7 protein-coding genes are annotated in these 13,833 nt (G+C 72.3%); 2 read left to right on the top strand and 5 right to left on the bottom strand.

Annotated features, from left to right (window positions below; translation table 11 throughout):
- Positions 1–293: 293 nt before the first annotated feature.
- Positions 294–1,472, top strand: coding sequence for an MFS transporter (locus MB828_RS01145; RefSeq protein WP_301646529.1), 1,179 nt, complete (start codon positions 294–296; stop codon positions 1,470–1,472).
- Between the two features lie 151 nt (positions 1,473–1,623).
- Positions 1,624–3,321: a carbohydrate binding domain-containing protein gene (locus tag MB828_RS01150; protein WP_301646530.1), complete on the top strand. Its 1,698-nt coding sequence runs from the start codon at positions 1,624–1,626 to the stop codon at positions 3,319–3,321.
- Between the two features lie 72 nt (positions 3,322–3,393).
- Here MB828_RS01150 and MB828_RS01155 read toward each other — a convergent pair whose 3' ends face one another.
- The 5 genes from MB828_RS01155 to MB828_RS01175 all read right to left on the bottom strand — a co-directional run bounded on the left by MB828_RS01155 (position 3,394) and on the right by MB828_RS01175 (position 13,824).
- Positions 3,394–6,696, bottom strand: coding sequence for a lectin (locus MB828_RS01155; RefSeq protein WP_301646531.1), 3,303 nt, complete (start codon positions 6,694–6,696; stop codon positions 3,394–3,396).
- A gap of 355 nt (positions 6,697–7,051) precedes the next feature.
- A complete protein-coding gene (locus tag MB828_RS01160; protein WP_301646532.1) occupies positions 7,052–9,988 on the bottom strand; it encodes a hypothetical protein in 2,937 nt (978 codons plus the stop codon).
- Positions 9,989–9,990: 2 nt separating this feature from the next.
- Positions 9,991–11,835, bottom strand: a complete 1,845-nt coding sequence (locus MB828_RS01165) for an HSP90 family protein (RefSeq protein WP_301646533.1) — start codon at positions 11,833–11,835, stop codon at positions 9,991–9,993.
- Between the two features lie 258 nt (positions 11,836–12,093).
- Complete coding sequence (locus MB828_RS01170; RefSeq protein ID WP_301646534.1) at positions 12,094–13,077, bottom strand: hypothetical protein; 984 nt, start codon at positions 13,075–13,077, stop codon at positions 12,094–12,096.
- 141 nt (positions 13,078–13,218) lie between these two features.
- Positions 13,219–13,824: a class I SAM-dependent methyltransferase gene (locus MB828_RS01175; protein ID WP_301646535.1), complete on the bottom strand. Its 606-nt coding sequence runs from the start codon at positions 13,822–13,824 to the stop codon at positions 13,219–13,221.
- Between the last annotated feature and the right edge of the window lie 9 nt (positions 13,825–13,833).

A 13,833-nucleotide genomic window follows, 5' to 3' on the forward strand; every position in this document is an offset into this window, starting at 1 on the left:
GCGTACTCGGACTTCCCGGCCCGGTAGTGCGGGAGTTGGTGTGGAACATGTGTGGACCTTCCGTGAAGCGCTCTTCGTGGCTGAGAAATTGGGATCCCGCCGCGGGTTACGGCGGGGCACGCAATGGCCGGGAAGCGGTTCGCCCGGTGGCCGGTGAACGCTCCACCACGGGGAGCGCAGGCCTAATCTGATGCGTGAGCAGGCTGAATAGGCCCGGCAGGCGGATGGATTGGACTCGATTGGACACGGAAAAGACGCGGAGAGCACCATTCGCCGCGCGCCCGGGTGCCGCGATGCCGGTCGCCGCACAGGTGCTCATCGCGGGGACGCTGTTCTCCCGCCTGGGTGACACGCTCGCCTCGCTGGGGCTGGTGCTGCACGCGGCGGACCGGGACATCCGTTTCGGGGTGACCGAGGTGATGCTCGCCGAGCTCATCCCCACCGTGCTCGCGGCACCGTTGATCGGGTCCGTCGTGGACCGGTTCAGTGCGCGCGCGGTGTGCCTGTGGGCGCTGCTGATCCAGGCGCTGTCGCTGGGCGCGGCCACCGCGGTCGGCGGCTTCCACGTGCGGGTGGCGCTGATCGCGCTGTCGTGCCTGGCCGGGGTGGCCTCGGTGGCGGCCGGGTTCAAGATGCTGCCCGCCGTGGCCGGTGAGCGGTACACGGGCCGCGCGAACAGCCTGCTGACGGCGGGCCTGTCCGTCGCGGGGCTGATCGGGCCGCCGCTGGCCGGCTTCCTGAACTCCCTGTGGGGCACGCCGGTCCTGCTCGCGGCGGACGCCGTGTCCTTCCTCGTGCTCGCCGGCTGCACCGTGCTGGCGGTGCCGAGCACGGTGGACGTCGCACTCGGCCGCCGCCCCGCCACTAGGCTGGCGGACGGCTACCGGGCACTGCGCGACGCACCGGTCGTGGGCACGCTGATGCCGGCGCTGGCGGCGGCGATGCTGGCCACCAGCATCGAGAACGTCGCGGGCGTCTTCTACCTGCGGGACGTCGTGAACGGCAACGACACCGTGTTCGGTCTCTTCCTGGCCACCTGGGCCCTGGGCTCCGTCCCGGGCGCGCTGTTGGCGGGCCGTCAGGACTGGTCGGACCGGCACACGCTGCTGATCGTCGGCGGCATCATGGGCATGGCCGTGGGTCTGCTGGTGGCCGGCCTCGTCCCGGTCGCCGCGGTGATCTTCCCGCTGTTCCTGCTGGCGGGCTTCGGCAACGGCGCCTGCAACGTCGGCCTGCGCAACGCGGTCCACTCCCGGGTGCCCGCCGAGGTGCACGGCAGCGCCTGGGCCTGCTTCCAGGCGCTGTCCCGCAGCTGCATCGGCCTCGGCTATCTGCTGGGCACCCCGAACGACCTGGTCTCCAGCCGGGGACAGGTGATCATCTCGGGTGTCATCCCATTGGTGGCGATGGCATGGGCGGCCCTGGTCATGGTCCGCCGCCGCGAGCCCGCCGCGACGGAGCCCTCCGCCTGACCTCGCGCGGCCGCTCGTCCACCGCCACCCTTGGCAACTTGGTCTAGTCCTCTTGACGGAGAGGGCCGGCAGCGCTTTGGTATGTACCAAATCACTCCCGGCCCACCCCCCACCACTCCGCCCGGATGGGCATCCCGAAAGGGCCAATGTCATGCACCTGGCGAGATTTGCGGCCTCCGCGTGTGCCCTCGCGCTCACCGCCACCGGCGTGGCCGTCGCGCTGGCCCCCGCCGGCGACGCGGCCGCGGGCAGCGTCTACTCCGTGGCTCCCTACGTCGACATGTCGAACAGTCAGGAAGGACTGCTCGACACCGCCGTCACCGGGCACGGACTCAAGGCCTACACGGCGGCCTTCGTGCTCGGCGTGGGCTGCACCCAGATCTGGGGCGACACGCTCCCCATCGGCAACGACTCCTACACCGACCCGGAGATCGCCCGGGCGAGGTCCGAGGGCGCGTCGGTCATCATCTCCTCCGGCGGAGCGAGCGGCGAACCGCTCGCCTGGACCTGCGCCACCCAGAGCAGCATCGACGCCGGGTACCAGGCCGTCATCGACGACTACGGCGTGACCCAGCTGGACTTCGACGTCGAGGGCGCCGCCGTCGCGGACACCGCGGCCGCGGCCCGTCAGATGCAGGCGATGAAGGACCTCAAGGCGTCCAACCCGAACCTGCGGTTCTCCATGACCCTGCCGGTGCTGACCAGCGGCCTGACCGGCGACGGCGTCAACATCCTCAAGGCCGCCAAGAACGCGGGCATCAAGATCGACGTGGTCAACGTCATGGCCATGGACTACTACGCCGGCACCGGCACCGAGATGGGGCAGGCCGCCCTCTCCGCGGCCCGGGCCACGCTCGCGCAGATGCAGTCCGTCGACTCCGGTTACACCTACGCCAACCTCGGCATCACCCCGATGATCGGGAAGAACGACGACGGGTCCACCTTCACGCTCGCGGACGCGCAGACGGTGGAGAGCTTCGCCGCGCAGAACGGTGTCGGGCGGCTGTCGTTCTGGTCGGCCAACCGGGACCAGCCGTGCAGCGGCAGCGCCAACTCGCTGTCCACGTGCAGTGAGATCAGCCAGAACAGCCTCGCGTTCACCGACACGTTCGTGCCCTACGAGGGCAGTTCGGGCGGCGGCACCACCACCGACTTCTCCCTGTCCCTGACACCGGGTTCCGCCTCCGTCGCCCAGGGCGGTTCGGCGACCGCGACCGTCGCCACGGCCGTCACCTCCGGCAGCGCCGAGTCCGTCGGCCTCTCCGCCTCCGGCGCGCCCTCGGGCGTCAGCGTCTCCTTCAGTCCCGCGTCCGTGACCTCCGGGAGCAGTGCGACGCTGACGGCGGCGGTCGGCTCGTCCGTCGCCGCGGGCTCCTACCCGATCACCGTCACCGGCACGGCCGCGAGCGGCAGCCACAGCGCGACCTACACCCTCACGGTCACCTCCTCCGGCAGCGGAGGAGGAGGGGGCTCGTTGACCAACGCGGGCTTCGAGACCGGCACGCTGAGCCCCTGGACCTGCGCGACCGGCAGCGCGGTGGTCTCCACGCCGGTCCACAGCGGCGGCCACGCTCTGCAGGTCACGCCGAGCTCCAGCGGCACGGGAGAGTGCGACCAGACGGTCACCCTCTCCCCCAACCACACGTACACGCTCTCCGGTTGGGTGCAGGGCCCGTACGCGTACATCGGAGTCTCCGGCGGCGCCAGTGCGAGCACCTGGTCGAACAGCACGAGCTGGAACCAGCTCTCGGTCGGTTTCACCACCGGCAGCAGCGGAACGGTCACCGTCTTCGTCCACGGCTGGTACGGCCAGTCCGCCGTCCACGCCGACGACTTCAGCCTGACCTGAGCCACCGCGCCGGCATGCAGCAGGGCCGGTTCCCGTGCGTGAGCCCGGGAACCGGCCCTCCCTGTCGGTCTGTTACTGCGCGAAGCCGTAGGCGAACAGGTGGTCGGTGCCCGTTGAGCCGGTCACCGGCAGCGTCACCGACGCCACCTGCTTGGACGGATCCAGCGCCACCTTCGTCGCGAAGACGTAGGTCTTCACGCCGTCCCGGCCCCCGCTCCCGGTGTTCCGGTAGGTGGTGGTGACGGCCGTCGTGTCACTCGGCAGCGGCTTGCTGGGGCCGCCGTTGAGCGTCCAGTCCGAGAAGCCGACCGTCGCCTGGGAGGTGGTGCCGTCGGTGTAGGTGACGGTCAGCGTGCCGGACACCCCGCTGCCGTCGGTCGGGGCGTTGACCGCGGCACCCAGCAGGCCCAGCGACGACCCCGAGGTGCCGGCCGGCATGGGAATCGTCTGACCGGCCATCTCCAGGTTGTCGAGCTGACCGGACGTCACCGTCGGCCAGGTGTAGGAGATGCCGTCGACGGTGAGGGTGGCGCCGCTCGTGACGCCGGCCGCCGACAGCGCGTTCTGCGAGTAGGCCCAGCCGCCGCCGTCGAAGCCGCCCGAATAGGTGGTGCCGTCGGGGTAGATGCCCTCGTTGGTGGCGTACGGCCACAGCGCGCCGGGCTTGGCGACAGCCACCCGGAGGGTCGCCCCGGACAGTGCCGTACCCGTGCTGTGGTCGGTCAGGGCGAAGGTGACCGGGTACGTCCCCTCGCTCGCGCCGGCCGTCACGTGGACCTCGGCTTCGGCGCTGCCCGAGGCGGGCACCGTCAGCGAGCCGGACGCCGTGTCCAGCGTGACGCCGGAGGGCACCGTCGCCGTCCAGTCGACCGTGACGGCCTTGCTGCCGAGGTTGGTCAGATCGAGGGTGGCGTCCTCGCCCTTGCCCGGCTGGAGGACCAGGCCGTTGCTGGGACCGGTGGCTGCCAGCACCCGGCCGCCGCCCGTGGTGTCCGAGGGCGGCACCGCCGCCGGGCCGGACGCCCAGGAGGTGTTCGGCCGGGTGCCGAGCGTGTAGTCGAGCGTGCCCGCGCCCTTGAACTGCTGGTAGGTCAGCCAGGAGGCGTTCCAGGCCTTGCCGTTGACGTTCAGGGACTGCACGTACGGCGCGTCGGGCGCGGCCTGCGGTGCGTTGATCCGTACCGTCCTGCCGTTCCCGAGGGTCACCTGGGCGACCGGGAACGCCGGGCTGCCGAGCACCAGGGTGTCCGTGCCCGGGGTCTCCGGGTACATGCCGAGCTCGGACCAGACGTACCAGGAGCTCATGGCGCCGAGGTCGTCGTTGCCGAACGAGCCGACCGGGGCGTTGAAGTACAGGCCCTGCTGGGCCGCGCGGACGGCCGCCTGCGTCTTCCACGGCTGGCCCGTGTAGTCGTACTCCCAGGGGATCTCGACGCTGGGCTCGTTGCTCAGGTCGGCGTCGGTGCCGCCGGGGCTGGTGATGTCGTCGAGGAGGCTGTCCAGGTAGGCCGAGTACGCCTTGGTACCGCCGCGGGCCTGGATGAGCTGTTGCAGGTTGAAGGGGACCATGGGGGTGTACTGGGCGGAGGTGCCCTCCACGAAGCCGTTGGAGGTGCCGGGGGTGAAGCCGCCCGCGAACTGGCCGTCCTTGTTCTTCCCCTGCATGTAGCCGGTCTGCGGGTTGAAGACGTTCATCCAGTCCTGGGCGCGGGTGGCGAACTTCGTGTAGACGTCCGTCCTTCCGAGCGACTTCGCGAACGCGGCGAGGGCGTAGTCGGCGCTGTCGTACTCCAGTTGGGTGGAGACCGGGCCGTAGAAGTTGCAGCAGTTGTAGTCGTTCTCGTCCAGCGGGAGGTAGCCCTTGGCGTCCCGTACCGACTCGCCGGGACGGTCGTTGTTCGGGACCGTGGCCTCGTGCTGGAGGGCGGCGAGGGCCTTGGCGGTGTCGAAGTCCGTCGCCCCGAAGGCGTACGCGTCGGCGATGATGCCGGCGGCCGGGTCGCCGACCATCACGTAGCTCTCGCCGTTGTTCGAGGCCCACTTGGGCAGCAGGCCCGTCTGGTCGTAGCCGTTGAGCATCGACGTGACGACGTCACTGGCGACCTTCGGCTCGACCAGGGCCATCAGCTGGGTCTGGGAGCGGTAGGTGTCCCAGCCGGAGTAGTTGGCGTACTGGGCCTTCTGTCCCTTGGCCAGCTTGTGGACCTGGTTGTCCATGCCCATGTACTGGCCGTTGGCGTCGGAGAAGACGTTCGGGTGCAGCAGGGCGTGGTAGAGCGCGGTGTAGAACTGCGTCTGCTGGTCGGCGGAGCCGCCGCCCACCTGGATCTTCTTCAGTACGGCGTTCCACGCGTCGTGGTTGGCCTGCTCGACGGCGGCGGTGTTCCAGTTGCCGATCTCGCTGCCGAGGTTGGCGGCCGCGTTGGCGTCACTCGTGTACGAGATGCCGACCTTCGCCTTCACGGTGCGGTTCGTGGCGGTGTCGAAGGTCAGGTACATGCCGTTCGCGCCGGTCGTGGGTGGCTGGGCGGCCTGGGCCGTGGCGGACGACCGGGGTGTGCCGGAGACCTTGGCGGCGGCACTGCCGTGGACCGTCGGGGCCGGCTTCGCCGGGACGGTGAAGTGCTTCTCCTTCAGCGGCGCCGACCGGGAGGGCTGCGGGGTCCCCCGGACCTTGCCCGCCTTCAGCGACGTCGCGTCGGGGGTGATGGTGCCGCCGACCCAGGTGCCGCTCGCCGTGAACGCCCGGTCGAACTTGATGTCGAAGTGCAGCGTGTACCTGTTGCCGGCGCCGCAGAAGTGCCCGCTGTCGACGGCGCCGCTGATCTCCTTGCCGTTCACCACCTGGACCCGGGTGCCGTCCACCTGGGTGGCGCCCCCGCTGAGCTTGAACAGCAGGTTGGCCTGCTGTCCCGCGGGGAAGGTGAAGGAGCCCAGTCCGGCACGGGTGGTGTCGGTCAGTTCGGTGCTGACCCCGTTCGCGTCGGTGACCTTGTAGGACCCGATGCCGGCCCGCTCGTCGTCGTGGCTGAAACCGACGGACGTGGTGCCGAGGTTGCCCGAGAGCGCGCCGGTCACCGGCAGGACGGGCAGGTCCCCCGCGACGGGACAGCCGGGTCCCGACACGTGGGTGAGGCTGAAGCCGGAGATCTTCTTGTCGTCGTACTCGTAGCCACCGCCGTCGGGCCGGTCGGGCGTCGTGTCGGGGCCCCACTGCACCATGCCGGCCGGCATGTCGGGCCCGGGGAAGGTGTCCACCGCACCGGAGGTGCCGATGAGGGGGTTGACGAGGGACGCGGGGTCCTTCACCAGGGGCGGCGTCGCGGTGCTCGCCGCCTGGGCACTTCCGATGGCCGGAAGCGGCAGGAGTGCCATGCCCAGGACGCAGATCACGGCGAGGCGTCGCCGGAATCTGGCCGGGGCGGTCGGTGCGGCTGAACGTGGGGGTCTCACCATCGGTTGCCTCCGCAGCAGTTCGTGCTTCGCACATCAGGTGTCGGCGCGCCGAATAACACCGGAAAGCCGGCGACAGGCAACGGTTCCGGTCGCTCCCACGGCCTGACAACGTTGCCATGCACGAGAGTCGAGTGAAACGCGTGCGCCGGTGGCATGTCAACGAGGCCAACCGGACTTTCTGAGTGCGAAGTTCACCGACGGCCGGACACGACCGCGGGACCGGCCGGCCGCGGTGCCGGGACGGGCCGGCCGCCCCGGCACCGCGGCCGCCGGGTCACTCCTCGTCGCGCAGGCGCGCCGCCAGGGAGGTCAGCGCCGCGGCCTCCTCGGTGTGGCCCAGTGCGGTGAGCCGGGAGACCGCGCCGTCGAGCCGGACGAGGGCGGCGTCGGCACGCTCCAGGTAGTTGCCCTCCACCACGGCCGCGAGACGCACGCACTCGGCCCATTCACCGGCTCGGTCGTCGCCGGCCTCCGGTTCGCCGAGCAGGGCGAGGGCCTTGTCGAGGGCGGCCAGGGCGGATTCGTACTCGGCGGCGTAGGCGTTGACCCGGCCGTGTTCGTAGGCGAGGGCGCTGTCCAGGGAGCGGCCGTGGGCCTCGTACCCGGCGGCGCGCGCCTCGTCGGCGACCCGCTCCGCGTCGGCCAGGTAGGCGAGGGCGTCGGCCAGGCCGTCGGCACCCTGTTGCTGGGCCTGGAGACGGGCGAGTTCACGCAGGCAATTACTGAGCTTCTCGTAGCGCGGAGCCCGGGCGTGGGCGGCGAGAGCCTGGTCCGCGGCCTCCCGGGCCGGCCCGAACGCGCCGCCCTCGCCGAGGAGTACGGCCGTCTCGGCGGCGATCCCGGCATGGCTCCCGGGGTCGTCGTCCCAGCCCGCCGACTCGGCCGCGAGGGCGGCGAACTCCGCGGTGGCGGCCTTGAGGTCCGCTCCGGCGTGCAGCGCGCGGGCCCGGGTCAGGCGCAACTCGGCGACGAGCCGGCCGTCCACCTCCCCGGCGACGACGTCCGGCTCGGCCAACACGGAGTCGAGCAGCGCGATGCAGTCCTCGACACGGTCCAGGTCGAGGCTGAGCCGGGCCGCGTTGCTGTAGGCGCAGTAGGCGTCCGAACGGCTGCCGCGCCGCAGTTCCAGCTCCGCGGAGCGCGTCAGATGCCGCAGTGCCTCGTCCGGGCGGCCCAGGTGCAGGGCGGCCTCGGCGAGGTCGCCGTGCAGCCGGGCGGTGTCGACGGTGTCGGACGGCCACTCGGCGGCCAGCCGCAGGCTCTCGGCCAGGTCCGTGTACGCGGCCTGGGCGTCCCTGAGACCGAGCTGGATCCGGCCGCGCAGGCCGAGGGTCCGGGGCAGGTGCCAGGCGGGGCCGTGTGCCTTCAAACGGTCGAGGAGGGCGTCGATCTCGCTGACCGCGGCGGGCAGGTCACCGGAGACGGCGTGCGCGCTGGCCCGCAGCAGCAGGGCGCCGGAGACCTGCCCGGCGATGTCGTGCCGGGTGGCGAAGTCGAGCAGCAGGTCCACCTCCGCGAACACCGGCGCGGCGTGCTCCTCGTTCCTCGACGTCTGGAGGCGCAGGCCGAGCGCGGTCGCCCGCAGCCGCAGCAGCCGGGCCTCCAGGTAGGGGGCGAGGCCGGACGTCTCCTCGTGGAGCCGGACGAGGGCCGCGTGGGCGGCGGTCAGCGCGGCGGCCTTCGCCTCGGCTCCGTCGGCGTGCTCCGCGGGGATCTCGGCCGCGGGGAGCAGGGCGCAGGCGCGGGCGAGCACCGCGTGTCCCGGCGCTCCGGCCGCGTCGTACCGGCTCGCGGCCGCCTCGTGCAGGGCGGCGGCCTCGTCGAACCTGTCCCGCAGGCCCGCCCGGCTCGCCTCGTCGTCGAGCAGGTCCGCGCGCAGCCGTTCGAGCGGGCCCACGGCGGGGTCGTCGGGGTGCACGTAGCCGGGGGCGGCGACGAGCGCCCGCAGCCGCGCCCAGCAGACCGTCGCGTCCGGATGCCCCTTCTCGTCCAACTCCCGTGCTCGAAGGATGAGTTCGTTCAGCTGCTCGGGGACGGCGGTGGCCGTGCGGGCGGGTGCGGCGGACGACGTGGCCGGGGCGACGTCGTCGAGGTCGCGGGCGCGCAGGGTCAGTTGCAGCGTGTCCAGGAGGGGGGCGCGGTCGAGGCGGGCGCGCCGCCGGTCGGTGTGGGCGGTGGTGCCGTTGCGGGCGTCGAAGCGGGCGGCGAGGTCGTCGGCCCGGCCGCGTACCTCGGCGCGCAGGCCGGCCACCGTCCAGGTGCGGCCAGCGGGTCCGGCGGCGGGCAGTTCGCCGTGGCCGAGGAGTTCGACGCGCTGGAGGAGGACCTCCACGCCGGTGAGGAAGGCGAGCAGGTCCTGCGGCGAGTCGACGTCGTCGAACAGGTTCCGGTTCTCCGCGAGGAGTTCCAGGCCGCGGGCCTCGTTGCCGGTGAGCGCGCAGAACTCCAGGTGCCGGCCGACCTCGCCGGACATCGAGGGGTTGCGGCGGCAGGCACGGTAGCCGGTGAGGTGCAGTTCGCGGGCCCGGTCGGTACGGCCGGTGCGCAGCAGCGGAAGCAGCGCGTAGGAGATGGAGCGGACGGGCTCCTCCTGGCAGGATTCCTTGCCGGCCAGCACGGGCTCCCAGACGCGCAGTGCCCGCTCGTCGTCGCCCGCGGCGAGGTGGTACAGGGCGCGGTCGCAGATCTCGCAGGCCTCGCAGTCGCTGAGCCGGGTGCGGGCCCGTCCCGCCCACAGTTCGAAGGCCAGGTCGGCGCCCTCGCCGACGTGTGCGGCCAGCCGGTAGGCCTGGCCGTAGTACGGCTGGAGTTCGAGACCGGCCTTCTCGTACCGGTCGCGCATCTCGGTGAGCCACTGGCGCAGACTCGGCAGGGGCATCTCCGGCAGCGCGACCAGGGCGTTGGCCACCCACTTGAACCGCCAGAACAGGGTGTGGCGCAGCCGCTCGTCGAACACGTCGGGCTGCTCGTCGAAGAGGGTGAGCAGACGGGCGAAGACGACCGGCGACTTCCTGGGTTCGGAGCCGTAGGTGTACGCCTCCTGGAGTTCCAGCAGGGCGTGCACGAGCGGGCGGGGCTCCGCGAACTGCTCGGCGACGTCGACGAGTTCCTCGGCGGTGACGGTGCGGGCGCGGCCGTAGGGACGCCGGTCGTTCTCCTGGAGCGCCTGGTACAGCTCGTCCGTGTTCTGGGGATGGGGTGCGGTGGGCATCGTCAGCTGTCCTTGCGGAGGGCGTGGGCGAGGAGGTCGAGGAAGGAACGGTTGATGAGGCTCGACTCGGCGGGCCTGAGCGGGCGCCGGGACAGCAGCGCGGCCTGTCCGTAGAGGGCTTCGGCGCTGGTGCGGGCCAGTTCGGGCTCGTCGATGGTCACCGCGGTGCGGACCAGCGGGTTGAGCTGGTTGAGGATCAGCTGGGCCCGTGGGGCCTCCTGGCGCAGGTGGCCGAGGATGTCGCCCCAGACGCCGCCCTGTTGCTCGCGGGCGAGTTGGGAGCGGGTGCGCTCGTGCCGGGCCTCGCGGCTGTCGAGGAGCAGGGCGGGCGCGGAGGCGGGCTGGAAGGTGCGCAGCGCGACGTCGCAGTCGAAGACGGCGAGGGCGTCGCGGGCCAGGGCGAGGTAGGCGGAGGCGGCGAGTTCCGTCTCCCGGTCGACGGGGTCGAGGTGGGCGGTGAGGGTGGCCGGGTCGAGGTCGGCGACGCTGACCTCCGGCCTGATCTCCGGCAGCCGGTGGACCAGTTCACGGTCGTAGGTGTAGCCGCCGTTGACGACTCCGAGGCCGGCGGCCGCGGCGATCGCGGCGACCTGCCGGAACTCCTCCACGCTGGAGGTGACGAGCACGGTGCGGTGGGTGCGGGCGAACTCGTCGAGGGTGGCGTGTCCGTCGGTGGTCTCGAACGGCAGCCAGGGCAGCAGCATCCGCAGGATCTCGTCGTCGTGCACGGCGAGGGACTTCACGGCCAGATGGTGGGCCTGGAGGAAACGGCCGAGCAGGTCCGGGTCGCTGGCCGCGGTCCGGGCGATCCAGGCGCGCAGCCGGTCGGCGAGGGCGTCACGGACCGCGGCGAGGGTGTCGTCCTCGTACAGGGACTCGCGGGACGCCGTCGGGCGCAGGCTCTCGGCGTCGAGGACGCAGCGGACGAAGAACGCCCACTCGGGCAGGATCTCCTCGGCCTGCTCGGACAGCAGCATGCCCTTGACGTGCACGCGGTGGCCGTGCCGGCGCCCGGCGGGCACCGCCTCGGGAAGGATGCACGCGATGCCCTTCAGGCCCACGGCCGGCAGGTCGAGGTCGATGGTGTCCAGCGGCGCGAAGCCGAAGACCTCCTCGCCGTATGCGGCCAGTGCCCGGGAGCGGGCGCCGGGCGTGGGGTACGTGCGCGCCCAGGGCGCGGGTTCGGGGTTGACGGGTACGCCGCCGCCCCGGCCGTCGTCGAAGGTCACCGGATGGCGCAGCAGGGAGCCGAAGTGCTGTGCGAGCGTGTGCACTTGGCTCGGCCGGGTCCATTCGTCCGTGTCGGCGCGGGGCGTCAGGGTGACGGTGGTGCCGGGCCGCGGGCGGGCGGTGGCGGGGAGGGTGCGGACGGAGTAGCTGCCGTCGCCGCGGCCCCGCCACTCCACGGCGGGGGCGTTGGGGGTGCGGGCGGAGCGGCTGACCACGTGGATCTCGTCGGCGACCAGGAAGCAGGAGAGCAGGCCGATGCCGAACTGGCCGATGAAGTCGGCGCGTTGGTCGGCTATCTGTTCGGCGCGCTTGCTGCTGCGGCCGATGGTGGCGAGGAAGGTGTGCACGTCGGCCTCGGTGAGACCGACGCCGTCGTCCTCCACCCGTACCACCGAGCCGTCCGCGTACAGGCGGATGCCGAACGCGTCGGCGGGGGCGCCCGGTTCGAGGCTGTGCCGCGCGGTCAGCGCGTCCACCGCGTTCTGCAGGAGCTCACGCAGGTAGACGCGGGGGCTGGAGTAGAGGTGGTGGGAGAGGAGGTCGACGAGGCCGCGCAGATCCACCTGGAAGGTGCGGTCGGCGCCGGCCGTGCTCGCGGGCGGGTGGGGCAGAGTCATCACAGAGTCCGGGGTCGGGTGATCGAACGGTGGCGTGGGGGCGGTGCGTCGGACGGGCCTGGTGCGGCGTCCGGGGCGGTGGGTCGGGCGGGGCGGGAGCGTCGTCCGGGGCAGTGCGTCGGGCAGGGTTGGAGCGGCCTCCGGGACAGGTGCGGCCCCGGGACGGGAGCGGCCCCGGGACGGGTGCGGCGTCCGGGTTGGTGCGGCGTCCGGGTTGGTGCGGCGTCCGGGTTGGTGCGGCGTCCGGACGCGGGCGGCTCAGGCGTGGCGCCGGAAACGGGCGTACGCCTTCTCCGGCTGCGCCATGTACGTCCAGGGCCAGCGGGTGAAGGCGCCGTCCAGTTCGTGGTAGACGCGCGGGGCCACGACGGTCTCGCAGGCCAGCGACAGGGCCATGGCGAAGATGTTGAAGTCCTCCTGCCAGCCCGGGCGCCGCTGATAGTCCGGGTGGAGGATGCTGCGCTTGGCCGCGTCCCTCAACTCGACCTGGATCTCCGGGGTGTCGAGGCAGTTCTTGGCGTCCGACTCCACCCAGTCCTCGATGTGGGCCATGGCGACGGCGCAGCCGAGGCGATGGCCGTCGGGCGCGCCCGCGAAGGCCTTGCGGGCGAACTCCAGGGCCTCGCCCGGCTCGCCGTGCCAGCGCGGCTGGAGATACGACACCCACTCGAGGTGGGTCGCCAGGTCCAGCGGGTCACGGCGCAGGGCGGCGCCCAGCCGGGCCTCGTTGACGGCGCCGCCGAGCGACATGCCGCGGCCCGAGGTGAGCAGACGGCGCCACGGCGTGATCCACTCCGGTCGCAGCTCGGCGGCTTCGAGCAGGTGCTCCTCGGCGGTACGCAGCCGCTCGTAGAAGGTGCGCCACTGGTCCCGCGACACGTCCGAGGCACGCGCGGAGGTGCGTGCCTCCCACCCCCAGATGATGTGACGCGAGCCGGATATGAGCAGGGCGGTCGCCCGGTGTTCCGGGTCCTCCTCGACGGCCCGGCCGATCCAGTCCTGCACCCCGTCCACGTCGCACAACTCGCCCAGCACCTGGTGGTCGCGGCCGAGGTCGAAGTGGGCGGACGCCATCTTGACCGCGTCCCAGTCGCCCGACTCAGCCGCCACCACCAGCGCCATCACCCGGGTGTCCCCGAGGGACTGGAGCTTGTACACCCCGTTCTGCCTGCGCGGAGCGGGAAGCGCATGCGGATCCGCCGCCGGTCTCTCCCCGCCTCTGCCGAACAGCTTGCCGAACATGCCGCGCCCTCCCCAGGTCCCGCGTGATCGTCTGGTGCAGCATAAGCGGACCCACTGACACGACTTCCACAGGGTTTCCACGGGCGGTGCACGGGAAGCGGCGCCGCCGGCCTCCCCACCGGGGCGGCCAGGAAAGGGAGTTCAGCGGCGGTGCACGCTGACGGCGTACCCACCGTCGTCGTAGGGGTCGGCGTCCCAGGTGGCGAAGCGGTCGACGAGGGTGAGACCGGCCGCGGCGCAGCAGTCGTCGTACTCGGGCAGCGTGATGCCGGGCGGCACCGGCAGATGGGCCTCGTCGAGGCCGAACCCGGCGACCAGCAGACCGCCCGGCCGCAGCACCGCGGCCAGGCGTTCGACCACCGCGGCCTCGGTGCCCGCCGCGAGCAGGGGGAAGATGTTGCCCGCGGCGACCACGAGATCGAAGTCGGCCGTGATGCCGAGCGGGCCGGGTTCGAACGTGGCGAGATCGGCCTGGAGCCAGGGCAGCTGCGGCGCCTGCCGCCGCGCCACCGCCAGCATCGACGCGTCGAGATCCACCCCGACGCAGTCGTACCCGAGCTCCGCGAGCCGGATCATGACCCGGCCGGTGCCGCACCCGGCGTCCAGCACCCGGGCTCCGGCGGGCACCAGCGCGGCGCAGAACCGCGCTTCCCCGTGCACGTCCCTGCCGCTCCGGGCCAGCGCCGCGAACCGTGCCGCGTAGTCGGTCCCGGACGTCCCTCCGGTCAGTTCCTGCCAACGGCTCATGCGGCCCAC

The sequence above is a fragment of the Streptomyces arenae genome (assembly GCF_022343545.1).
Lineage (GTDB): Bacteria > Actinomycetota > Actinomycetes > Streptomycetales > Streptomycetaceae > Streptomyces > Streptomyces humi.

Coding starts and splice junctions, on each gene's coding strand:
- MB828_RS01145 (WP_301646529.1), top strand. CDS start 294: ATGCCGGTCGCCGCACAGGTGCTCATCGCGGGGACGCTGTTCTCCCGC.
- MB828_RS01150 (WP_301646530.1), top strand. CDS start 1,624: ATGCACCTGGCGAGATTTGCGGCCTCCGCGTGTGCCCTCGCGCTCACC.
- MB828_RS01155 (WP_301646531.1), bottom strand. CDS start 6,696: ATGGCACTCCTGCCGCTTCCGGCCATCGGAAGTGCCCAGGCGGCGAGC.
- MB828_RS01160 (WP_301646532.1), bottom strand. CDS start 9,988: ATGCCCACCGCACCCCATCCCCAGAACACGGACGAGCTGTACCAGGCG.
- MB828_RS01165 (WP_301646533.1), bottom strand. CDS start 11,835: ATGACTCTGCCCCACCCGCCCGCGAGCACGGCCGGCGCCGACCGCACC.
- MB828_RS01170 (WP_301646534.1), bottom strand. CDS start 13,077: ATGTTCGGCAAGCTGTTCGGCAGAGGCGGGGAGAGACCGGCGGCGGAT.
- MB828_RS01175 (WP_301646535.1), bottom strand. CDS start 13,824: ATGAGCCGTTGGCAGGAACTGACCGGAGGGACGTCCGGGACCGACTAC.